The organism is Bacillus sp. 3255 (assembly GCF_031456485.1).
Classification (GTDB): Bacteria; Bacillota; Bacilli; order Paenibacillales; family NBRC-103111; genus Paenibacillus_E.
This window is the reverse complement of record NZ_JAVDUS010000002.1, coordinates 473,964-496,397: the sequence shown is the minus strand read 5'-3', so window position 1 is coordinate 496,397 and position 22,434 is coordinate 473,964. Positions and strand designations below refer to the sequence as shown.

The window sequence follows — 22,434 nt, the reverse complement described above, 5'->3', positions numbered from 1 at the left end:
CGCCGCTCTAACGGACACCACGGCCGTTAATGCCGGGGAACGCGGCCGGTTTGCGCTCTAACGGACAGGAGAGCCGCTATTTGCCAATTTCCGCGTGAAAATCGCGCTGATCGAGGCAAATAACGTTCGCTGTGTCCGTTAGGGTCCGGGATCGGCGCAAAACCGCCGAATAGCGGCTTCTGTGTCCGTTAGCCGGTTCCGGGCCTCGGCCGCGGAGCTTCGTGCGCCGTGAACAGGCGCGGCCGTGAACACCGGAGCCGAGCTGTGTCGGTGGCCCACAACTGCCGATCCGAGGTACGCCGCTCTAACGGACACCACGGCCGTTAATGCCGGGGAACGCGGCCGGTTTGCGCTCTAACGGACAGGGGAGCCGCTATTTGCCAATTTCCGCGAGAGAATCGCGCCGATCGAGGCAAATAACGTCCACTGTGTCCGTTAGGACCCGGAATCGGCGCAAAACCGCCGAATAGCGGCTTCTGTGTCCGTTAGCCGCCCGAGCCTAGCCGGCCACAGCCCGCTCATCTCGCTTCCCGTCACCCCTCACCCGTCCCCGCTTTTGCGCGATCACGTGCTCCCAACATGCAAACAAAAAAAGGAGCTGAGCAGCAAGCTGCTCAACTCCTTTCTATTTATGTAGTTTACCAGTTGGGGTTGGATGGTCCCGCAGTTACCAGCACCTTGGCCGGGTTCGCAGGGATCACGAGTACAAAATCGGTAGAAGTTTCTTCGACGGCTTTCACTTGGAAGTCATCCGGAATGGTGATACCGAAAGTTTGCTTGAGCGCAGCTTTAGGATTCGCTAACAGTTGGTTTTTGAAAGCTTCGTCTTCCCAGGCTTTTTGAATAATTTTCGCTTTGAGTTGTTCATTCGTTGACATAACAGATCACTCCCCTTTTTTAGTTGAACGGACTAGTAAAATAGTCCGTCATTCGCAGGATAAATTCCTAATTTTTCCTGCAAAATCATTATAGCACGAATATTCAAAATTTTCTATCAAAAATTGCTAGTTTCCGACATAAAATAGTAGAAACCGCCGGAAAGTAACTTTAATCGCTTTTCTTTGATCTCATCCGCAGCCGCCTGCAGGTCGTTCACGAGTCCGCTTTGAAACTGAGCGAGTTCATGCAGTGGCAGTCCCAGCCTCCGCACATCTTCCTGATGCGAAGCGGCAATCTCCTTGAAGCCCTCAAGCCGGTCTTGGACAAACACTTGCTGCTTGACCCACTCCGCCGTCATCGGCTCTTCTCCGGGGCGATCCGCACTCCTTCGCAAGAAAGCCAACAAGCAGTTATACGTTCCTTCCGCCAAGTCTTCCTCCCAATCGACCCAATCATCCAGCATTTGCAAACAGATGAGCACTTGATCGACCGCTTCCGTCACGACGGGCACAAGATCTTCCCGGCCTGCAAGCAGCAGGGCGCCGGTAGAGGCGTTTTTGACGGGACTGGCCTTCCAAGCCACTTGTTTGCGATCCGTATAGAAGGGATCCCGTGTGGACTCGCCTGCAACCGCATCGGCCCATTCCCGCACATACGATTCATAATGGTGCCAGAAAGGGGAGTGCGGCGGATACAGCTCCCGATAGATCGACTGAAACTGCAGTTGAAATAGATTGGCCAGCGGCAGCTTGTCCCGGTGCTCTCCAGTGGCGGAATCCATAACGTCGTCCACGACGAAGTAATACAGCATGACGAAGACATTGGCCAAGCACAGCTTCCGGGCAGCCGAGTCAGGCACAGCTACGATTTCTTTCATCCAATAGGGAAGAAGGTAACAGATGTAGTTCTTGGTGCTATCTTCCCGGCGCATGTCAAATTTGGCGAAATAAGCAAGTCCGAGACGATTCAACCCGTCAGGAAACATGTTGATGATACGTTCCCCTTCGGCAAATGCCTCGTCCAGATCGGCTCGATGTGCATTCAACCACAACATAGGTCAATTTCCCCTTTATTGGTATATTCTTGAAATAAGCCTAGCATGAAATCTTTCGGGTGGCAATCGATTTTTATCACCAGTTCACGGAAGTTAAGATAGTTCATACCCCGTTTCACCACTATGTTCACAGACGTAGCGAGGCTTCACTACCCAGAAGCACAGCCGCTGATTATGATCATCCTAAGACACATCGCCCCAAGGAGGATCTAACGGAACATGGTCAAACGAAGAGGTTTACTGTATGAAATTGTGACGAACAAAATTATGTTTCTCATGCTGCTCCCCACGCTGATCTTCTTCTTCATTAACTCGTACATTCCAATGGTGGGCATCTATTATGCGTTTACGCGCTTCGATTTCAACGCCGGACTGTTCGGCAGCCCATTCGTCGGCCTGGATAATTTCTCATTTCTATGGAAATCCGGCATTTTGCTGCGATTGACGCTGAACACGCTTGGCTATAATTTGGCTTTCATTATATTAGGCAACGTATTCGCCATTATGTGCGCTATATTGCTAAGCGAGATTCGCAGCGCCTGGTTCAAGAAGATGGCGCAATCGGTCATGTTCCTGCCGTATTTCATTTCTTTTGTTATCCTGAGCGTTATTGTCTACAACTTGTTTAACTACGAAAGCGGATTTCTGAATACGACGTTAAAAGAGTTCAGTTATGAGCCGGTCGATGTGTACAACACGCCGTGGGCCTGGATTTTCCTCATTATTTTGTTTTACCTGTGGAAGAATCTCGGATACAGCATGGTCATCTATTTGGCTGCCATAACCGGGATCAGCGATGAATATTACGAGGCCGCCAAGATCGACGGCGCTAACATTTTTCAACGTGTCTGGCACATTACAATCCCGATGCTGAAGCCAACCTTTGTTGTCCTGCTATTGTTCGCGTTAGGGAGTATTATGAAAGGGCAATTCGACTTATTTTACCAATTAATTGGAAATAACGGCGTGTTGTTCAATGCCACGGACATCGTCGACACCTATGTGTACCGTTCCTTGAAAGTGACGTTCGATGTGGGGATGGCGACGGCGGCCGGGCTTTATCAATCGCTGTTCGGTTTTATTCTGATCGTGACGGTGAATTACATCATTCGCAAAATCAACGACGATTACGCTTTATTTTAGGAAAAGAGGTGCTAAGAGCTTGAGAGTCAAGGATGAGAACTATATGCTGCTGTTTCAAACGCTGGCCTACGCCGTCATTATCGTCTCTTTCCTGGTGTGTTTGTTTCCCTTCCTGATGATAATTTCAGCGTCCTTCACGCAAAACGAGTCGATTCTTAGAAGCGGCTATCACTTCTTCCCGAAGGTGTTTTCGATTGAAGGCTATAAAACGGTGTTCCGCTTCCCTGAACAGGTACTTAAGGCATACAGCGTAACGATTCTGGTCACGATTGTCGGAACGGCGCTCGGCTTGTTCTTCATGACGATGGCGGGCTACGTGCTGCAGCGCAAAGATTTTCGCTACCGCAATCAATTCGCGTTCTATATTTATTTCACTACGCTGTTCGGCGGCGGCTTGGTCCCTTGGTATATTCTTCTGGCCAGCTATCTGAAGCTGACGGACACTTATGCGGTGCTTGTGCTGCCGGGACTGATGAGCCCGTTTCTCATCATTCTGATGCGCAGCTTCATGAAATCCGCCATTCCCGAAGAACTCATCGAGTCCGCCAAGATTGACGGTGCCAACGATTTCAAAATTTACTACAGCGTCGTGCTGCAATTGTCGATGCCCGGCATCGCAACCGTCGGCTTGTTCCTGGCGCTGCATTATTGGAACGGCTGGTTCATGTCCTCGCTGTTCATCAATGATCCGAACAAGTATGAGCTGCAATATTATTTGTACAACGTGATCAACACGATGCGCTTCATCTCGCAGATGGGGGCAGGCACCGGTGTCGTCATGACGGGCGAAATGCCGACGGAATCGACGAAGATGGCGATGGCCATTGTCGTCACAGGGCCGATCCTGTTCCTGTATCCGTTCGTGCAGCGATATTTCGTCAAGGGATTGACAATCGGTGCTGTCAAAGGTTAGAACCGAAGAAGGAGCAAGCATGCGTCCACCTTCTCGGCTGACATATCATTACACACTAAAGGGAGGATTCACATGAAAAAGCCATCATCACCCCGATTCTCGGCCATCCTGTCCGGAGCGCTGGTTGTTACGGCTCTAACAGGCTGCAGCAGCGCCCCGGAGCCTAAACAGGAAACGGCAGCACCGGCAGCGAGTGCGGCAGCCCCGGCGGCTACAGCCAAGGCGGAAGCGCCCAAAAGAGAGAAGGTCGAGCTGCAATTCTATATGCTTGGCAATGCTCCCAAAGATCTGCAAATCATTCAGGACGAAGTGAACAAGCTGGCGCTGAAAGATTTGAATACGACAGTCAAATTCAATTACACCACCTGGACCGACTGGGATCAGAAATATAAGCTGCTGCTTTCCTCCGGACAGCAAGTGGACTTGATCTTCACAGCAGACTGGACGCAGTATCAATCGTATGCCAAGAAGGGCGCCTTCCTGCCGCTTGACGACATTTTGCCGAAAGCTGCCCCGACGCTGAACCGGTATGTCCCCAAGGACATGTGGGACGCCGTGAAAATCGACGGCAAAATCTACACCGTACCGGCGACCTTCAAAGAATATGTGACTAACGGCTTCGTTTGGCGCGAGGATTTGAGGGCGAAATATAATTTGCCGAAGCCGACATCGATGGAAACCTTCGAAGCCTACATGGACGGCATTAAGAAAAATGAACCGAACATGCTGCCATTCGCCAGCGGCGGTGACGGCAACTTGATTATTAACGGGCTGAGAGACGTCGTCCATAACAGCATTGGCTCGCCGCTTTATGGCATTGGCATCAATTACAATAAGCCTGGCGAGGTCTATTCTTACTGGGGCTCCGAGGAGCATCTGAGCGACATCAAGATCGCCAAGCGCTGGATGGATAAAGGCTTCATTCCGAAAAACGTGCTGAACGTGAAGGATTCCACCTGGGACCAACTGGTCAGCGGGAAAGCGGCGGCGGAGTTCGGGGATAACCCGGCGCGCTTCAACGATTCCCTGAACAAAATGAAGTCGACGCATCCGGATTGGAATCTGGAGTATTACCCATTCCCGGTTATCAAAGGGTATGCGACGCCGGTTCATCCGATCCACAATGGCTTCGCCATTCCGAAAAGCAGTAAAAATGCGGAGCGTGCGCTCGAATTTTACGAGAAAATGGTTACGGATAAAACGTATAACTGGCTAACCTCTTACGGCATTGAAGGGAAAAACTTCCAGGTTGAAAACGGCTATTATAAAATGATCGGCGATAACAACTCGAACGGCTTTCCTCGCGAGTCCATGAATTCCTGGGCATGGCGCAATCCGCAGTTTATGTTGTTCGAGAAGAGCTTTGATGGCGTGAAAGCGATCTATAATGATTTGGATAAAATCCAGAAGCCGGACTTGTTCACGGGCTTTGCCGAAGATTACAGCTCCTATCAAGCGGAGAAGGCGGCGCTGGAGCAAGTGGAGAAGCAGTACTTGTGGCCTCTGCAGATGGGGCTTGTAGCGGATGTGGAAGCAGGCTTGAAAACGTTCATGGAGAAGGCCAAACAGGCCGGACTAGAGAAGGTTCAAGCCGAGTACAAGAAGCAATGGCTGCAATATGTGAGTGAGAAAGGTATTAAATAAGGAACCGGAGCTGTCCCCAAAGTAAATGTAACGGCGAGTTGTAAATTGGGGCAGATGACGGAATTGAGAGAGGGTGCCTTTTGGGACACCCTCTTTCGGCGGTTTTTGGAGCCACGTCGTGCGGTTAGTCCGCTGTGCGTTATGTGCGGAGCAGACTTCACCTCGCGTCAAGCTTAGCGATCTGGCCGAAGGCTCCTACCAAATATGGGATTATATATGATTTTTCATATACAATCATCAGAAATCTCTCCCTAAGCGGGAATGTGTATGATATTTCATATAAAATTATCAAATCCGCCGTTAAACCAACAAATGTGTATGATTTTTCGAATTGAATCAGCAGGCTCCCGCCAAACCTAAAGTGGGTGTCCCACTTCCGGGACACCTGTTTTAGGTCGAGGCTTGGTTGCCGGGCTCGAGCAGCTCGCTTTTGCGGTAATCGGTAGGCGTAACGCCAAAATTTTTCTTGAACATGCGGTAGAAATAGGAACTGTTGGTATATCCGATCCGCTCGGCGATATCGGCAATCGGCAAATCGGAATGCTTGAGCAGATCTTTGGCGCGTTCCATCCGCATCGTATTAATGACATCGACAACGGCATTCATGGTGTTTTGCTTATAGACCCGGCTCAAATAGATCGGCGACATATCCAGCTCATCGGCTATCCAGTTCAGACAAAGGTTGGGGTTACCGCAGTGCTGTTCAATCATATCGTTAATTTTACGGATGAGATCGTCCTGCTTCATGCTCCGCTTGTCGTCCAGCCGCCGCTTGATGTCATCGAACATTTCGAAGACGACGGCTTCAATCTGTTCGATCGTTTCGAGTTTGGCTAACGAATGACGGGATAACTGCAGTCCCGCGGGGACATCGAGGGCGTTATTCTTGAGTATCGTATGCAGGACGCCATTCAACGTGATCGTTAAACGCGATAAGGTTGCTTGAAAGACGCTGATCGGATAAGGCCGTGTTTCTTCAATAATAACGCTGTACAATTTCTTGGCTTCGGCAACCTTGCCGGCCATTAACGCATCAATCAGCTTCTTCTCTTTCTCCACGGTGAATAAGTAATCGTCCGTTTCCCGCATTTGGTGATCCAAGGAGGCGATCAGGCAGCCCGGTCCGAGGAACACGCGATGCTCCGAAGCCTCGACAACGCTGCGGTACAGAGGGACAAGATCCTGCGGCTGGGAACTGAGCGGGCTATAGGTGATCGACAAGCTGATTTTGAGCAGCTCGCTGACGGCTTTCTGAATTTGCTTCAGAAGCGCCTGCAGCATACTCTGATCTCCGCCCGTCGGCGTGTTCTGCGCATTCACGAGCAGCACCGTGCTATCGCTGCCGATATCCACCGTTTCCACCTGGAACGCTTGCGAAGCTATTTCCGAGGAAATATTCATAATCGCATATTTATAAACGTGCAGGTCGTCCTGATGGTTGTGCATGAAAGGCTCAAACCCGTCAATCCGCAGCAGAATCAACCGGTAATCGCTTTGGAAATCGAAGGAGATGCCAAGCTCGCTGCGTTTATCCCGCATCATTTTGGCCGTAACGGGCTCTTGCCCTTGAAGCAGCTTCCGCAGGACATCTTGTTTCAGCGTAAATAGTGAATTCCGTTTATCCGATTCCAACGCTTTCATTCTCGTTACGATTCGATCGATCGGTACATAGAGCTTACGGGACAAGTGCCAGGATACGAGCAGACCGGCCAGCAGGATAGCAAATCCGATGTAAATGGTCGTTGTCCGTATGTTGTTGATTTTCTCGATGATTGCTGCATAAGACGTTATGCGGATGTACCGCCATTCCAGCGAGTCGGGGGCCGTGTAAGAAATCAACGATTTATGTCCTCCGACCTGATCGATGAAGTAGCCGGAGCCTTTATTGCTCATAATTTGCTTGGTAATGGCCGAATCCGGTGTCAGCGCCTGGGCGAAGTCGGGGAGGTCGCCGGCGAGCGTTCGGCCTTTCATATCGATAATGAAGGAGCTGCTTCCTTCCTTGCCTTTGGGCTTGCCGATATCTTTATTGATCCAATCGGTGGAGATGTTGACGATAATCGCGGAGTTCAAAGCGTTATTGTTGCCGATCGCATCATAGCACAGATAGGTGTACACCTTGCTTTTCTCCGCGCTGGAAGCGCTTTTCAGATAAGTTCTGGGGATGGGCACGAAAGGCTTGAATTCCTGAAAATGGTCCAGTACGTTCAAAATGTCTTTGTCCGCCAGCTCTTCCTTGGTCATGAGACCGTTCTGACCCGAGTTCGAGGCGATATATACATAACTGGCTTTGGGATTGTATACGTAGATGGAATCGATGTAAGGCATGGAATTCAAGTAATTGCTTAATTCCCTCATGGCCGCGGTCGTATCGTAAATATCCGGGTTCTCGTAAAACATCAGCTTGCTGATGTTCCCGTTCCGGTACAGCTGGAATGTAAGCGATTGCGCGCTTTCCGTCATGGAGATGACTTCCCGGCTGGTTTGGGTGAGATTCTCCAAATCGGTCTGATACACCTGGTTCAAATTGATGTTCCGGTAATTGACGAAGTAAATGGCGGAGGATACTAACAGAGTGAGGACAGTACACAGAATTGTGCTCAATAAAAGTTTGATATACAGCTTACGGTTATCTCCCGAATTGTTTGCATTCACAGGCATGCCTCCTCCACGCGGACTAACAGTATTACTACCATATCACCCCCGCGCAAAAGGGCACAAGATGAAATCATGCAACATTTATGAACTTATCTGACTATTCATAATTGACAGAGGGGGTATTTTTATATACATTGGAAGCAAATCGATTGTTCGCAATAAGACTCAAAGAGAAAGGAGCTTCGTTATGGACAGCAGTGAACTTTTAAAACTAGAGAATCAGCTGTGCTTCAGCTTGTATGCAAGTTCCAGAGCGATTACCCGGATGTACCGCCCCTTTCTTGAAGAATTGGGCATTACGTACCCGCAGTATTTGGTCCTGCTCGTTCTGTGGGAGCAGAAGGAGAGCACGGTCAAGGAGCTGAGCGAGAAGCTTGATCTGGATTCAGGCACGCTCACGCCGATGCTCAAGCGGATGGAAGCGCAGCAGCTCGTGCAGCGGAAGAGATCCGCGCAAGACGAGCGCGTCGTGAACATTGTCATTACCGAAGCCGGTCTTGCCTTGTATGAGAGAGCGCTCTGCATTCCTCAGACGCTGCTGGCTTCCAGCGGATTGTCGCCGGAGGAAATTCACAACTTCAATGTACAGTTGAAACGCATCATCCACAGCGTCAACGCATCAACTACGTAGCAGTCCGCACGGCTGAGAGGATTGGAGCTAGAAGCATGCCAAGATTAACGTTCAGAGGAATCACCGTCGAACAGCTCTGCGCTATCAGCGAATCACTGGTCGACCGGCTTGCAGTTGTTTGCAGCTGTGACCGTGATAATTTCACGCTGGAATGTATCCAGCATGCCGCCGTCTTCGGCGGGAAACAGGTAGAGGCGTACCCGTTCGTTGAAGTCGCGTGGTTCGAACGAGGAGACGAGGTCCGGGATGGCGTGGCCGGAGCGATTACCGACCATGTGCTTGGCCTGGGCATTCCGGAGGTTGAGGTTGCGTTCACGACCTACGCCAAAGAGGCCTACTACAGTAACGGAACTTCATTTAAGTGAGGAATTGAAATGGGTTATTTTGTCTACATCTTAGTTAACAACATCGTGCCGATTTCGATTATGATCGCCATCGGGGCTGTGATGTATCGTGCTTTTCATCTTGACATCAAGACATTATCCAAGCTCAATTTCTATGTGTTTTCACCGGCTCTTGTTTTCGTCAAGCTGTATGAATCCGAGATGAACTTGCACGTTCTGCTGCAGGTTCTCTTGTTTTTCGTCCTTTTCTTTAGCCTTCTTTTTGCCTTGATTGAGATTTACATACGGATTCGCAAGCTGCAGCGCGGAATGCGCATTGCGATGCGCAACAGCGTTATTTTCTATAACAGTGCGAATTATGCGCTGCCGCTTAACCAGACCGTTTTCGGCGGGAATGCGTATACGCTGTCGATCCAAATCGTGATCATGATTATGCAGACGCTGCTTCCGAACACGTACGGCATCTATACGCTGAATGCCCATAGATCAAACTGGAAGGCCACGATGAAGACGATCCTGTCCTTGCCGGTCATTTACATGATTCCGCTTGCGCTGCTGCTGCGCTACTTCCACCTGCCGGTGCCTTCTTCTATCAATCTGCCGCTGACGTATATTGCCAATGCGTTCATGGCTACGGCACTGCTTACGCTTGGCGTGCAGCTGGGGGGAATGAAGTGGGAGTTTCACTTCTCCAACGTGGCCGTCTCGCTCGTATTAAGGCTTGCCGCTGCGCCGCTAATCGGATTCTTCGTTGTGTGGCTGCTTGGGATCGACGGATTGACGGCCAAGGCGCTTATTCTTTCATGTGCGGTACCGACGTCGCTCAGCAGCGTGCTGCTCGCCATTGAGTATGAGAACGAAGCGGAGTTCTCGTCTCAGGCCGTGTTTACATCCACGCTGTTAAGTATGTTTACGATACCGATTGTCATCTATTTATTGGGTTTTCTGTGAACATTTCGGGTAATAATTGAAAAGAGCAGGACTTTCGACATTTTTCGGCGAAATGGTTATTTCAGCTATTATTCAAAGGGGGCAGCTTTTGATGAAATACCAATTTTGCCAGTATGTTACGATCGTGGACATGAATGAAGAGATTTTATCCGAGGTGTTGTTCGAGCACGGGGAATTTGAAGGCATCAGCTTGTCCATCGGCGCTTCTGTTCTCATGAATCAATTGGGTCTTAAACAGTTCGATGTCGTGTACGATCGCAGAGAAGGTAAAACCGCGCGCAACAAAATTGTAGATATTGAAATCGATTTGATAAAAAAACCGTCGGTCACGAGAGTCTATCTGGAGCCGGTTCGCCTGATCGTCGGCCAACATGATATCGGCGAAGTGGAATGATTGCGAGTGCCGTAAGGAAAAGGAGTAAACGAGCATGATGAAACTATTTGTATTGCTCGGCAGTTTGAACGCTTTTCTCTCTGTCGCGCTTGGCGCTTTCGGAGCGCATATTTTGAAAGGGAAACTAACGCCTGAGAAGCTGGATGTCTTTCAGACCGGCGTCCACTATCACATGATTCATGCGGTCGCGCTGCTGGCGATTGCCATCTTGTCCGACAAGCTGGCCAGCACTTCCTTGGTGAATGCATCCGGCTGGCTGATCTTTATCGGCATTATTTTGTTCTCGGGCAGTTTGTATGCCTTGAGCCTGACCGGGCTCAAAATATTTGGACCGATTACCCCGCTTGGCGGCGTAAGCTTCCTTGTCGGTTGGGTTTTGCTGGCGATTGCTGCGCTAAAATAAAAAGAAATGGAAAGAGTCTGGGAAATCCGACTCTTTTTTCTTTATTCATGACAGATATGCAGGAAAAAGCTCGACTCATGTAGAAATAAGGTTTCGAAGATACGGACGTGTGTCGAATAGATCACACGCCATATGGATAAGGAACTGTAGTCAGTGTGACGCTTCCTATTCCTTTAAGGGAGACAGCAAGAGGAGGCAATCTTGTGAGAAACAGGCTCTATATCGGCGCGTATGTACTCGTGGCCATATTCGTAAGCCTTTATGTAAAGCCGTATGCCGCATGGATCTGCTTGATTGCATCAATGCCGCTAGTCGTGCAGCTGCTCAGGACGACCGGGCAACCCCGGCCGCCGTCAGAACCGGTGATGCAAGGTCCGGCGTACCATCATGTGCTGGATTCTTTATTCGAACACAATCCGAATGCGATCGGGATCTTCGATCAGGAGGGGACCTTCATTCGGATCAATCAAGCGGCCGAAACGATGCTCGGCTACTCCGCCGCGGATTTGATCGGTCAGCCCTTCAGCCGGTTCGTGTCCCAAGAACAGCTTGATCTGACCTGCAAGCAACTTCAGCAGGCGAATGGCGGTACCTCGGCTTCCTTCGAAACGACGGTCTCGCATAAGAGCGGCTATCGCGTGGATTTGCAGGCGACGGCCGTGCCCGTTGACTTGCAGAACGGTGTCCATGGTTATATTTTGATTTGCCAGGATATTACGGAGCGCAAGCGCGGAGACGAGCAAGTCCGGTATATGGCTTATTATGACGATATGACGGGTCTGCCGAACAGGCGCTTGTTCCGGGACCAGCTGAACGAGCGGCTCGGCATGAGCAAATCAATGGGATTTAAGGTGGCCGTCTTCTACCTCGACATCGACCGCTTCAAGCTGGTGAACGACAGCTTCGGCTACGATTACGGCAACATGCTGCTGCTGCAGCTGGCCGAGCGCTTCATGCGCTGTGTGAAGGAGAACGATTATCTGGCGCGGACCGAAGGTGATGAGTTCGCGTTCTTCTACTCGTATGTAGCGGACTCCAACGATGCTATCGCCGTCATCGCAGAGATTAACCGCGTACTGGAAAAGCCGTTTCTGCTGGAACAGTACGAAGTACATATTACGGCAAGCATCGGAATCGCCATTTCCTCCGAAGACGCGGAAGATGCCGATATGCTGATGAAATATGCTGACATTGCGCTTGCCAGGGCCAAGGAGAAGGGCCGCAACGATTTCCAAATCTTCAACACCGACATGAAATCCGTCTCGCTCAACCGGCTGAAGCTGGAGAATGAACTGCGCCGGGCGATTGCCGGAGAAGAGTTCGTCCTATTTTATCAGCCGCAGGTTGACATCGAAACAGGACGCATTGTGGGCACCGAAGCGTTGATCCGGTGGCAGCACCCGGAGAAGGGGCTGATCTCTCCGAACCATTTCATTCCGTTCGCCGAGGAGTCCGGACTCATTGTGCCCATCGGCGAATGGGTGCTGCGCGCGGCCTGCAAGCAAAACAAAGCCTGGCAGAACATGGGCTTCCCGAAGATGCCGATATCCGTGAACTTGTCGATGAGACAGTTTTTCCAGCATAATCTCAAGGGTAAAATATCGCACGTGCTGGACCAGACCGGGCTGGACCCGCAGTATCTGGAGCTGGAGATCACCGAGAGCATGACCATGGACGTCGACCACGCCATTCAGTCCCTGCTGGAGCTGAAGGAGCTGGGCGTGCACGTCAGTATCGATGATTTCGGAACGGGGTACAGCTCTCTCTATTATCTGAAGAAATTCCCGATTGATAAGCTGAAGATCGACCGTTCCTTCGTTCGCGATATTATGGTGGACCCGAATGACGCGGCGATCGTCGCAACGATCATCGCGATGACCCACCATCTGAATTTGAAGGTTATCGCTGAAGGCGTCGAGACCGAGGAGCAGCTGCACTTCCTGCACCAGAACCGATGCAACGAAGTGCAGGGCTATTGGTTCAGTCCGCCTGTGAACGCGCAGGAGCTGGAGAGCATGCTGGCTGAAGGTGTTGCTGCGCCGGCCAAATAACAAATAAGGTGAGCCCGATCCGATACGGATTGGGCTCACCTTATGCGTGGGCTAGAAGGCGACGTAGTCGTCAATTTCGTTCAGTTTGAAGGAATACACTTTCTTCTCGTCCACGTGATAAACGGTCACGTTCTGGTTGCTGCTGTCGTAATTGAGTATCCGGCAAGGAAGATTCAGCTTGATGCCCTGGCCCTTGATGACCGTAAGCCGGATCAGCGTGTTGTTCGCTTTGAAGCCTTCCAATTGCTTAATGATGAGATCGGCGGCTTCGCTAGCCGCGGGTACTGCTGCGGGCGGCGCCGGAGCGGCAGGAGGGGGAGCTGCTGCTGCCTTTTTGCTTGTATGTGAGGGAGGCGTGCTCTCTTTAGTCGTGTTCAGTTCAATTAATTTGCCGAGCTCGATGCCTTTGACGATTCGATAATCTTTGACCGACGGGGTGTTCAAGAGATGAAGGAGCTTTTCCATGGCAAGACCGTTCGTGGCCTCTTCGACTAGAATTTCAACGGTAAATAAATGACCTGTGTGGTTTGGTTTTCCTTGACTCATATGGCCTCCTTGCAGCCTAGAAAAATTGCTCGTCATCTAACTATATCAGAATATGGTACCCAAATATAGATTCGTTTTGCGACGTGGTTAAATTCTTTTCCGCGAACTATCACACCGTACTAGCCGCACGCGCATATACTACCGTAAGACTGCAAAGAGGAGCTGTGCAGAGCATGATGCGCGTAGAACCCATTACTCTGGAGGGACATACTGCAATTGCCATAGAGGTCAAATTGCCCAAGACGACGTTGCTGGTGGTGACGACGGATAAAGGTTATATCATGTGCGGTGCGCTCGATGTGGGACTTTTGAACGAGCGGCTGAGAGAACGCAACATCATCGCGGCCAGGGCAACGGGCGTACGCACCATTGAGGAGCTGCTGGAAGCACCGCTGGAATCGGTGACTTACACGGCGGAGGACCTTGGCATTGTAGCCGGCATGACCGGCAGGGAAGCCATTTTAAGAATGATGTAGCTGTCGATACTTACGGAAATTTAAGCGCTCGGGATCGTGGAGATCCGGGGCGTTTTTCTATTTCCTTATAGGCAAAGCGTACAAAGGGACTGCCGCTCTATTGTGCGCCAATCCGAAAATGAACAAAAATCGCTGTTACCTGCAATTTCCTTCGATATTTTCTATAGAGAGGCGTTGTCATTTTATTGACCAAGTGTTAAAATATGATTCGTTCAATACATAGAACGGGGGGAATTATTTTGAAAAAATTATCTTTTTTTGTAGTAGCGGCAGCGCTGGTTATCGGTTTAACAGGCTGCGGAGCTAAAGACAGCGCCGGCGGCACGAAATACAAGTTCGCAACGGATGCTGCATACGCACCAATGGAATATATGGACAAAGACAAGATGACCGGATTTGACATCGATTTTCTTGCTGAAGTCATGAAGGAAGCAGGACTTTCCTACGAAATCACGAATACAGGTTGGGACACGATGCTGACGAGCGTTCAGCAAGGCAAAGAGTTCCACGCAGGTATTTCTTCCGTTTCGATTACAGATGAGCGCAAGCAAACTTATGACTACTCCATTCCTTATTTCGAGTCCACGAACATGATTCTGGTCAAAGAAGGCAGCCCGATCAAAAGCGCAACGGACCTGAAGGACAAGAAAGTCGCTGTGCAAATTTCCACGACAGCCGACACGCTGATGAGCAAAATCATGGGCGAAACGAACAAAAACCTGAAGCGTCTGGACAACAACACGCTGGCGCTCATGGAGCTTGAGAACAGCGGCGTTGACGCGGTTGTAGCCGATATTGCTATTGTTCGTGAATACGTGAAAAATAATCCGAACAAAAAGTTCGTAACGATCAGTGACGCGACGAACTTCGAATCCGAGTACTACGGCATTCTGCTTCCGAAAGGCAGCGAGCTGAAAGCGAAGCTCGATCCGGCGATCAAGAAAGTGATCGAGAACGGCGCTTACGCCAAAGTGTACAAAAAATGGTTCGGTCAAGAGCCCGACACCAAAAAATTGCTTGAGCAAAAATAATAAAACAGGCAGCATGCGTGACTTCATCCTTGCGCATGCTGTTGTTCTGTTATCCGCATAATACCATGGAGAAAGGAAGTGTGGAATGGATTTTCGTTTTGACATTATTGTTGAGTATATACCGCTCTTATTGAAAGGTACCGCATGGACCATCGGCATCTCCATTCTCTCCATCTGCTTCGGTTCGGTGCTCGGACTTGCGGTTGGATTAGGCAAAATGTCGCACCGCGGCTATCTGAGATGGCCCACTAGCATATACGTTAACTTCTTCCGCGGCACGCCGCTGCTCGTGCAAATTTTGCTCGTGCACTTCGGGGTCGTTCCGCTGTTTCTTGGCACCACCAACGCCATCGTCGCTTCGATTGTGGCTTTATCTCTGAACTCGGCGGGTTATATGGCCGAAATCTTCAGAGCCGGTATCCAGTCCATCGATAAAGGACAGACGGAGGCCGCTCACTCTTTGGGGATGACACACTACCAAACGATGAAGAATGTTATTTTACCGCAGGCGATCAAGCGGATGATTCCTCCTTTCGGGAACGAATTTATCGTCTTGATTAAAGATTCGTCCTTATTTGCAATTATTGCAGCTCCGGAACTGATGTATTGGTCTAATGCGATGCGCAGCCAATATTTCAAAGTGTGGGAGCCTTACTTGACGGCAGCTCTTATTTATTTCATTCTCACTTATTCTCTAAGCAAGCTGCTTAGCTATGTGGAAAGGAAAGTGTAGAGATATGACAGCGATGATTGAAGTTAGACATCTGCAAAAAGCGTTCGGCGACAACGTCGTACTGCGGGATATTTCCGCGGATATTCAGACTCGGGAAGTGCTTGTCGTTATCGGACCCTCCGGTTCGGGGAAATCGACGTTTCTTCGCTGCCTGAACTTGCTGGAGCAGCCGAACAGCGGCTCGATCAAGATTGAAGGCAAAGATATTATGGACCCCGCCAACAAAATCAACGAGATGCGCATGGAATTGGGCATGGTGTTCCAACGTTTTCATTTGTTCCCGCATATGAAAGTCATTGATAACATTACCTTGGCGCCGATGCAAGTAAGGAAGTGGCCGGAGGACAAAGCGCGCAAGAAAGCGCTGGAGCTCTTGAACAAAGTAGGATTGGCCGACAAGGCTGAAGCTTATCCGGATTCGCTTTCCGGCGGTCAAGCCCAGCGTGTGGCGATTGCCCGCGCGCTCGCGATGGAGCCGAAGATTATGCTGTTCGATGAGCCCACCTCGGCGCTTGATCCGGAGATGGTCGGCGAGGTGCTGGCGGTCATGAAGCAGCTGGCCAAGGAAGGGATGACGATGGTCGTCGTTACGCATGAGATGGGCTTCGCCCGCGAAGTTGGCGACCGGGTCATGTTCATGGAACAGGGCATCATCGTAGAAGAAGGCAGACCTGAACAAATTTTCGAGAATCCGCAGCAGGAGCGGACGAAGGCGTTTTTATCTAAAGTGCTTTAAGGTGCTTGAAGTGCTCATAGTGCCTAAGGTGATCTAATGTGTATGTGTGCTGTAAGTGGCTAGGGTATCAAAGTGACTAAGTGTTCCAAGTGCCGAAATGCCGAAGTGCTAAAGTGCCAAGATGCCGATGTGCCAAAGTGCCGAAATGCCGAAATGCCGAAATGCCAAAGTGCCAAAGTGCCAAAGTACCAAAGTGCCAAAGTGCCAAAGTGCCAAAGTGCCAAAGTGCCAAAGTGCTTCAAGTGCCAAACGGTGATCTAAAGCAGGTGTGAGTGCTGTAAGTGGCTATTGTGATGTAAAGTGTATGAGTGCTGTAAGTGGCTAAGGTGATCTAAAGTGTATAAAGTGCTGTACGTGGCTAAGGTGATCTAAAGTGTATGAGTGCTGTAAGTGACTAAGGTGATCTAAAGTGTATGGGTGCTATAAGTGGCTGAGGTGATCTGAAGTGAATGGGTGCTATAAGTGGCTGAGGTGATCTGAAGTGAATGGGTGCTATAAGTGGCTGAGGTGATCTAAGTGAATGGGTGCTATAAGTGGCTGAGGTGATCTGAAGTGATGGGTGCTATAAGTGGCTGAGGTGATCTAAAGTGTATGAGTGCTGTAAGTGGCTGAGGTGATCTAAGTGACTAAGTGCTCGAAGTGCTCTATAGTACACTCTCGCGCTGGATGCTGCTTTAGTACGGTGAATAAATATAGCAAATGGAGGAGGAGCCGGCTGGCTCCTTTTTTATATTTGTAGTCCGGCAAGACGGGTTGGTCCTTAACGGTACCAAATCGACCGAATAACGGCCGCTGTGTCCGTTAGTTGTGGCACGAACCGCTGCCGGGCAGATCCGTCCTGCAAGCCTGTTCCGGTAAGCCGGAAACGGGGCATGCTAACGGTCACCAGAGCCGTTAAAGCAGTGAAACCAGCCCGTTACCGATCTAACGGTCACCCGTGAGCTTATTTGCCGATTTCTCCGTGAAATGGCGGCACGGACGAGCAAATAACGTCACTGGTGTCCGTTACAATTCCAAAACGGCCCAAATCGACCGAATAACGGCCGCTGTGTCCGTTAGCCGTGGCACGAACCGCTGCCGGGCAGATCCGTCCTGCAGCACGCCCGGCAAGCCGGGAAACGGGGCATGCTAACGGACACCAGAGCCGTTAAAGCAGTGAAACCAGCCCCGTTACCGATCTAACGGTCACCCGTGAGCTTATTTGCCGATTTCTCCGTGAAATGGCGGCACGGACGAGCAAATAGCGTCACTGGTGTTCGTTACGATTCCAAAACGGCCCAAATCGATCGAATAACGGCCGCTGTGTCCGTTAGCCGTGGCACGAGCCCTGGCACGAACCGCCGCCGGGCAGATCCATCCTGCAGCACGCCCGGCAAGCCGGGAAACGGGGCATGCTAACGGACACCAGAGCCGTTAAAACAGTGAAACTAGCCCCGCTATCGATCTAACGGACACCGGTGCGCTTATTTGCCGATTTCTCGGCGAAATGGCAGCACAGAAGAGCAAATAGCGTCACAGGTGTCCGTTACGATTCCAAAACGGCCCAAATCGATCGAATAACGGCCGCTGTGTCCGTTAGCCGTGGCACGAGCCCTGGCACGAACCGCTGCCGGGCAGATCCGTCCTACAGCACGCCCGGCAAGCCGGGAAACGGGGCATGCTAACGGACACCAGAGCCGTTAAAACAGTGAAACTAGCCCCGTTATCGATCTAACGGACACCGGTGCGCTTATTTGCCGATTTCTCGGCGAAATGGCAGCACAGAAGAGCAAATAGCGTCACTGGTGTCCGTTACGATTCCAAAACGGCCTAAATCGACCGAATAACGGCCGCTGTGTCCGTTAGCCCTGGCACGAACAGCCGCCGGGCAGATCCGTCCTGCAGCACGCCCGGCAAGCCGGGAAACGGGGCATGCTAACGGACACCAAAGCCGTTAAAACAGTGAAACCAGCCCCGTTACCGATCTAACGGTCACCAGTGCGCTTATTTGCCGATTTCTCGGCGAAATGGCAGCACAGAAGAGCAAATAACGTTACTGGTGTCCGTTACAATTCCAAAACGGCCCAAATCGACCGAATAACGGCCGCTGTGTCCGTTAGCCTAACGTGACCGCCGTCTGCTCGTTACCCGTCTGTTAGCTGAAGTGATCGCCGACCTTACACCGTTACCCCGTTAGCCGTGACACCGCCTAATAGATTTATAGAAAGAATAGCGAGACTAGTATAGAAAAATATCCCACTGTGATATATTGACTATAGCTAGATATTTCCATTAGAATGTATTACATACTATTCCAGTAGGAATTATCGAGTTTTGGGTTTTCGTTTCACTCATCTATTTCATCCCCATTCCGAGGAGGCACGTTCAATGTCAGATTCCAAACGCCAGTACTTACCGGAAACATTAGCAATCCACGCAGGCCAAGAGGTAGACCCTGCAACCAAGTCGAGGGCTGTGCCGATTTATCAAACGACGTCCTACGTTTTCAACGATACGGACCATGCCGCTAATTTGTTCGCGCTCAAAGAGTTCGGCAACATCTATACACGGATCATGAATCCGACGACGGATGTGTTTGAGAAGCGGATTGCTGCTTTGGAAGGCGCCCCTGCGGCACTTGCTGTGGCTTCCGGCCAAGCGGCGATCACGTTCTCCATCCTGAACATCGCCGGCGCCGGGGACGAAATCGTTTCTGCGGCTTCGCTGTATGGCGGAACGTACAACTTGTTTGCCAACACCTTGCCTAAGCTGGGCATCACCGTGAAGTTCGTCGATCCGAGCAACCCGGAAAATTTCCGCAGTGCAATCACTGATAAAACGAAAGCGCTATACGCCGAATCCATCGGCAATCCGAAAGGCGACGTGCTCGATATCGAGGCCGTAGCGGCGATTGCTCACGAGAACGGCATTCCATTGATCGTGGACAATACGTTCCCAAGTCCATACCTGCTGAGACCGATCGAGCATGGTGCCGATATCGTCGTCCATTCAGCGACCAAATTCATCGGCGGCCATGGCACGACCATCGGCGGCGTTATTGTCGACGGCGGCAAATTCGACTGGGCAGCCAGCGGCAAATTCCCAGGCCTAACGCAGCCGGATCCGAGCTATAACGGCGTTGTATACACGCAAGCGGTCGGACCGATCGCCTACATCATCAAGGCACGCGTGCAGCTGCTGCGCGACTTGGGAGCTTCGCTCTCGCCGAACAGCGCCTTCCTGCTGCTGCAAGGACTTGAGACGCTGCATCTCCGGTTGGAGCGGCACAGCTCTAATGCGCTGAAGGTTGCGCAATTCCTGGAATCGCACGAGGCGGTTGAATGGGTGAGCTATGCAGGTTTAGAAAGCCATCCGTCCTATAAGCTGGCACAGAAATATTTGCCGAAGGGGCAGGGCGCTATTCTGAGCTTCGGGATCAAGGGCGGCGTAGATGCAGGCAAAAAGCTGATTCATAACGTGCAATTGTTCTCGCATCTGGCGAATGTCGGTGATTCCAAGTCGCTGATCATTCACCCTGCGTCTACGACCCATTCCCAATTGAATGAGCAGGAACAAATTTCCACGGGGGTAACGCCTGGACTTATTCGTTTATCGGTCGGGACGGAAGCCGTCGAAGACATCATTTACGATCTGGAGCAAGCGATTGCGGCAAGCCAAGCCTAGGGGGCAATTGCCATTAAGCACTTTATAACTTGTATCGATCCAGCATAGCGAATAAAATATGAGAAGGCTGCGATTTAGGCGCATAAGCTGAACGCAGCCTTTTTTACGTTGTTTTGAAACTTTTCATCCGTGCATGAAGTCTATTTCATGAATAGCTTGTTAACTTGAGGAGGCATTTTACGAACATGAGCACAAAGTCTAAACTATCGCTAATCTTCCTGATGGCGATATCGATATTAGCTGCCGGCTGCGGCAGTCAAAAGGAGAACGCGGCAAACAGCCCTGCGGCGACATCAACGCCAGTCCCTACCGCTGCGGCAACCATGCCGCCTGCGACATCCAGCCCGGCCCCGTCCGCAGGAGCATCGGCATCGCCGCAGATCACGGCGAGCAGCAAGCCGTCTCAGAGCCCGGCTGCATCTGCAAAGCCACCGGCCAAGAACGATGGCCTGCAGGTCATTGCGAAGCCGGAGAGCGTAACGGTATTGGTGAATAAGCAGTTCGCTCTGCCTTCGAGCTACGAGCCGACGGATCTCGTCTATCCGGATATTCCGTTTACATTCAAGGAGAAGGTGGAGAAACGCAAAATGCGCAGTGTCGCGGCTGAGGCGATCGAGAAGCTGTTCGAGGGCGCGAAGAAGGACGGTATCAACCTTGCCGGCGTATCGGCCTACCGCTCGTATGCAACACAGAAAGCGTTGTTCCAACGCTACGTGCAGCAGGACGGCGAGGAGAAAGCCAAGACGTACAGCGCCGTCCCTGGAACGAGTGAACATGAAACGGGACTGGCCATTGATGTGTCGGGGAGCGACGGGAAGTGTGCGGCGTCCGACTGCTTTGGCGGAACGAAGGAAGCCGTCTGGCTGGAGAAGCATGCGCCGGAGTACGGATTCATCATCCGATATCCCAAGGGGAAAGAGAAAATTACCGGCTATCAATACGAGCCTTGGCATATTCGATATGTTGGGGTAGATGCAGCCAAGGAGATGGCGGCCAAAAAAGTAACGATGGAAGAGTACTACAACGCCGTACCTGTCGCCAAGTAATTCCGAATGGAACCGAAACGATGTCGCTATTTTGTACCTTTGCCTGTCGCTAATTCGAAATTTATCAGGCTGCTATGGCATGTTACAATGAAGCCAAGTCACTTATTTGGAGGTTAACATGATTAGAGTAGCGATGTTAAGTTTTTGGCACGTGCACGCGAAGGACTATGCAAGAGAAGTTACGGAGCACCAAGATACGGAAATCGTAGCCGTATGGGATGAAATTCCGGAGCGCGGCCAAGCGGAAGCGGCGCAGCGCGGTGTTGCCTTCTATGCGGATCTGAATGAACTGCTGGCCAATAAGGACATTGACGCTGTCGTCGTCGACACGCCGACCAACATGCACCGTGATGTGATGATTGCGGCTGCCAAAGCGGGCAAGCACATTTTCACGGAGAAAGTCATTGCTCCGACTTTACATGAAGTGAATGAGATTCTGGACGCGGTGAATGAAGCGGGCGTCACGCTGACGGTTTCATTGCCGCGCCTGAATCCAACGTATACATTAGCGATTCAAGAAATTATCGAGAAGGAATTGCTGGGGCCGATTACGCTCGTTCGCACCCGTCTATCGCATAATGGCGGTATCTCTACGGAAGCGAACCCCAACGGTTGGCTGCCGCAGCATTTCTATAATGCCGAGCAGTGCGGCGGCGGGGCGCTGATCGACCTCGGCTGCCACCCGATGTATTTGGCACGTCTGTTCCTGGGGCTGCCGGAAGCTGTAAGCGCTTCTTACGGCTATGTCACAGGCCGCGAGGTTGAAGATAACGCCGTGGCTACGCTGCAGTATGCCAACGGTGCGCTGGGCGTCGTAGAAGCCGGCTTCGTCAATGCGGTTTCCCCATTCGTTATTGAAGTTCACGGCACGGATGGAAGCGTACTGTTCTCCGAGCATGACGGCAAAGTGATGCTACGCACGAAGAAGCTGCCGGAAGCGAGCGCGAGCTGGATCGTCTACGAGAACGGACCGGCAGCCAAACCGCCGGCATTCAGCCAATGGGTTTCCCATATTCTTAATGGCACCAAAGCGACAGAGAATATTCAACTTGCGGTGGATTTAACGAAGCTGATGGAAGCGTCCAACCGCTCCGCACAGTCGAAGCAGCAGGTACGCATCGACTCTCTGGTTCAGTAG

23 protein-coding genes are annotated in these 22,434 nt (G+C 51.0%); 19 read left to right on the top strand and 4 right to left on the bottom strand.

Translation table 11 applies throughout. The features are described from left to right. Positions 1–638 precede the first annotated feature (638 nt). A complete protein-coding gene (locus J2X61_RS04880; protein WP_274466376.1) occupies positions 639–878 on the bottom strand; it encodes an NHLP leader peptide family RiPP precursor in 240 nt (79 codons plus the stop codon). 116 nt (positions 879–994) lie between these two features. Beyond that, on the bottom strand, positions 995–1,933 hold the full coding sequence (locus J2X61_RS04875) for a hypothetical protein (protein WP_310186265.1): 939 nt from the start codon (positions 1,931–1,933) through the stop codon (positions 995–997). Between the two features lie 219 nt (positions 1,934–2,152). Between J2X61_RS04875 and J2X61_RS04870 the strand changes: the two genes are divergently transcribed. The 3 genes from J2X61_RS04870 (at position 2,153) to J2X61_RS04860 (ending at position 5,633) form a co-directional block, all read left to right on the top strand. After that, complete coding sequence (locus J2X61_RS04870; protein WP_274466374.1) at positions 2,153–3,076, top strand: ABC transporter permease; 924 nt, start codon at positions 2,153–2,155, stop codon at positions 3,074–3,076. 43 nt (positions 3,077–3,119) lie between these two features. Then, entirely contained in the window at positions 3,120–3,989 is an 870-nt protein-coding gene (locus tag J2X61_RS04865) for a carbohydrate ABC transporter permease (protein ID WP_379239630.1), read from the top strand. Positions 3,990–4,061: 72 nt separating this feature from the next. Beyond that, complete coding sequence (locus tag J2X61_RS04860; protein ID WP_310186262.1) at positions 4,062–5,633, top strand: extracellular solute-binding protein; 1,572 nt, start codon at positions 4,062–4,064, stop codon at positions 5,631–5,633. 390 nt (positions 5,634–6,023) lie between these two features. Here the strand turns inward: J2X61_RS04860 and J2X61_RS04855 are convergent, their stop codons facing one another. After that, positions 6,024–8,288 (bottom strand): AraC family transcriptional regulator, encoded by a 2,265-nt coding sequence (locus tag J2X61_RS04855; RefSeq protein WP_274466371.1) that lies wholly within the window; start codon positions 8,286–8,288, stop codon positions 6,024–6,026. A 190-nt stretch (positions 8,289–8,478) separates the two neighbouring features. Between J2X61_RS04855 and J2X61_RS04850 the strand changes: the two genes are divergently transcribed. The 6 genes from J2X61_RS04850 to J2X61_RS04825 all read left to right on the top strand — a co-directional run bounded on the left by J2X61_RS04850 (position 8,479) and on the right by J2X61_RS04825 (position 13,065). After that, on the top strand, positions 8,479–8,922 hold the full coding sequence (locus tag J2X61_RS04850; protein WP_274466370.1) for a MarR family winged helix-turn-helix transcriptional regulator: 444 nt from the start codon (positions 8,479–8,481) through the stop codon (positions 8,920–8,922). Positions 8,923–8,957: 35 nt separating this feature from the next. Continuing rightward, positions 8,958–9,287, top strand: coding sequence for a DUF1904 family protein (locus J2X61_RS04845; RefSeq protein ID WP_274466369.1), 330 nt, complete (start codon positions 8,958–8,960; stop codon positions 9,285–9,287). A 9-nt stretch (positions 9,288–9,296) separates the two neighbouring features. Continuing rightward, positions 9,297–10,217, top strand: coding sequence for an AEC family transporter (locus J2X61_RS04840; RefSeq protein WP_274466368.1), 921 nt, complete (start codon positions 9,297–9,299; stop codon positions 10,215–10,217). Between the two features lie 91 nt (positions 10,218–10,308). Beyond that, positions 10,309–10,611 (top strand): hypothetical protein, encoded by a 303-nt coding sequence (locus J2X61_RS04835; RefSeq protein ID WP_274466367.1) that lies wholly within the window; start codon positions 10,309–10,311, stop codon positions 10,609–10,611. 37 nt (positions 10,612–10,648) lie between these two features. Continuing rightward, positions 10,649–11,014, top strand: a complete 366-nt coding sequence (locus J2X61_RS04830) for a DUF423 domain-containing protein (protein ID WP_274467445.1) — start codon at positions 10,649–10,651, stop codon at positions 11,012–11,014. 203 nt (positions 11,015–11,217) lie between these two features. Further along, entirely contained in the window at positions 11,218–13,065 is a 1,848-nt protein-coding gene (locus J2X61_RS04825; RefSeq protein ID WP_310186259.1) for an EAL domain-containing protein, read from the top strand. Positions 13,066–13,116: 51 nt separating this feature from the next. Here J2X61_RS04825 and J2X61_RS04820 read toward each other — a convergent pair whose 3' ends face one another. Continuing rightward, the gene (locus tag J2X61_RS04820; RefSeq protein WP_274466365.1) at positions 13,117–13,611 is read right to left on the bottom strand and encodes a hypothetical protein; all 495 of its coding nucleotides are present in this window, start codon (positions 13,609–13,611) and stop codon (positions 13,117–13,119) included. Between the two features lie 173 nt (positions 13,612–13,784). Between J2X61_RS04820 and J2X61_RS04815 the strand changes: the two genes are divergently transcribed. The 10 genes from J2X61_RS04815 (at position 13,785) to J2X61_RS04770 (ending at position 22,434) form a co-directional block, all read left to right on the top strand. Then, positions 13,785–14,087, top strand: a complete 303-nt coding sequence (locus tag J2X61_RS04815; protein ID WP_310186257.1) for a YunC family protein — start codon at positions 13,785–13,787, stop codon at positions 14,085–14,087. A 236-nt stretch (positions 14,088–14,323) separates the two neighbouring features. After that, positions 14,324–15,118 carry a basic amino acid ABC transporter substrate-binding protein gene (locus J2X61_RS04810; RefSeq protein WP_379239629.1) on the top strand — a complete coding sequence of 265 codons (795 nt, stop codon included), beginning with the start codon at positions 14,324–14,326 and terminating at the stop codon, positions 15,116–15,118. 85 nt (positions 15,119–15,203) lie between these two features. Then, complete coding sequence (locus tag J2X61_RS04805) at positions 15,204–15,851, top strand: amino acid ABC transporter permease (RefSeq protein ID WP_274466265.1); 648 nt, start codon at positions 15,204–15,206, stop codon at positions 15,849–15,851. Positions 15,852–15,864: 13 nt separating this feature from the next. Continuing rightward, positions 15,865–16,587: an amino acid ABC transporter ATP-binding protein gene (locus tag J2X61_RS04800; protein ID WP_310186282.1), complete on the top strand. Its 723-nt coding sequence runs from the start codon at positions 15,865–15,867 to the stop codon at positions 16,585–16,587. 937 nt (positions 16,588–17,524) lie between these two features. Then, a complete protein-coding gene (locus J2X61_RS04795) occupies positions 17,525–17,719 on the top strand; it encodes a hypothetical protein (protein ID WP_310186255.1) in 195 nt (64 codons plus the stop codon). 59 nt (positions 17,720–17,778) lie between these two features. Next, positions 17,779–17,985 (top strand): hypothetical protein, encoded by a 207-nt coding sequence (locus tag J2X61_RS04790; RefSeq protein WP_310186253.1) that lies wholly within the window; start codon positions 17,779–17,781, stop codon positions 17,983–17,985. Between the two features lie 59 nt (positions 17,986–18,044). Continuing rightward, complete coding sequence (locus tag J2X61_RS04785) at positions 18,045–18,251, top strand: hypothetical protein (protein WP_310186250.1); 207 nt, start codon at positions 18,045–18,047, stop codon at positions 18,249–18,251. Positions 18,252–18,900: 649 nt separating this feature from the next. Then, positions 18,901–20,250 carry a homocysteine synthase gene (locus tag J2X61_RS04780; RefSeq protein WP_310186248.1) on the top strand — a complete coding sequence of 450 codons (1,350 nt, stop codon included), beginning with the start codon at positions 18,901–18,903 and terminating at the stop codon, positions 20,248–20,250. Between the two features lie 185 nt (positions 20,251–20,435). Next, positions 20,436–21,296, top strand: coding sequence for a M15 family metallopeptidase (locus J2X61_RS04775; RefSeq protein ID WP_310186246.1), 861 nt, complete (start codon positions 20,436–20,438; stop codon positions 21,294–21,296). Positions 21,297–21,414: 118 nt separating this feature from the next. Further along, positions 21,415–22,434: a Gfo/Idh/MocA family protein gene (locus J2X61_RS04770; RefSeq protein WP_310186244.1), complete on the top strand. Its 1,020-nt coding sequence runs from the start codon at positions 21,415–21,417 to the stop codon at positions 22,432–22,434.

Coding starts and splice junctions, on each gene's coding strand:
- J2X61_RS04880 (WP_274466376.1), bottom strand. CDS start 878: ATGTCAACGAATGAACAACTCAAAGCGAAAATTATTCAAAAAGCCTGG.
- J2X61_RS04875 (WP_310186265.1), bottom strand. CDS start 1,933: ATGTTGTGGTTGAATGCACATCGAGCCGATCTGGACGAGGCATTTGCC.
- J2X61_RS04870 (WP_274466374.1), top strand. CDS start 2,153: ATGGTCAAACGAAGAGGTTTACTGTATGAAATTGTGACGAACAAAATT.
- J2X61_RS04865 (WP_379239630.1), top strand. CDS start 3,120: ATGCTGCTGTTTCAAACGCTGGCCTACGCCGTCATTATCGTCTCTTTC.
- J2X61_RS04860 (WP_310186262.1), top strand. CDS start 4,062: ATGAAAAAGCCATCATCACCCCGATTCTCGGCCATCCTGTCCGGAGCG.
- J2X61_RS04850 (WP_274466370.1), top strand. CDS start 8,479: ATGGACAGCAGTGAACTTTTAAAACTAGAGAATCAGCTGTGCTTCAGC.
- J2X61_RS04845 (WP_274466369.1), top strand. CDS start 8,958: ATGCCAAGATTAACGTTCAGAGGAATCACCGTCGAACAGCTCTGCGCT.
- J2X61_RS04840 (WP_274466368.1), top strand. CDS start 9,297: ATGGGTTATTTTGTCTACATCTTAGTTAACAACATCGTGCCGATTTCG.
- J2X61_RS04835 (WP_274466367.1), top strand. CDS start 10,309: ATGAAATACCAATTTTGCCAGTATGTTACGATCGTGGACATGAATGAA.
- J2X61_RS04830 (WP_274467445.1), top strand. CDS start 10,649: ATGAAACTATTTGTATTGCTCGGCAGTTTGAACGCTTTTCTCTCTGTC.
- J2X61_RS04820 (WP_274466365.1), bottom strand. CDS start 13,611: ATGAGTCAAGGAAAACCAAACCACACAGGTCATTTATTTACCGTTGAA.
- J2X61_RS04815 (WP_310186257.1), top strand. CDS start 13,785: ATGATGCGCGTAGAACCCATTACTCTGGAGGGACATACTGCAATTGCC.
- J2X61_RS04805 (WP_274466265.1), top strand. CDS start 15,204: ATGGATTTTCGTTTTGACATTATTGTTGAGTATATACCGCTCTTATTG.
- J2X61_RS04800 (WP_310186282.1), top strand. CDS start 15,865: ATGATTGAAGTTAGACATCTGCAAAAAGCGTTCGGCGACAACGTCGTA.
- J2X61_RS04775 (WP_310186246.1), top strand. CDS start 20,436: ATGAGCACAAAGTCTAAACTATCGCTAATCTTCCTGATGGCGATATCG.
- J2X61_RS04770 (WP_310186244.1), top strand. CDS start 21,415: ATGATTAGAGTAGCGATGTTAAGTTTTTGGCACGTGCACGCGAAGGAC.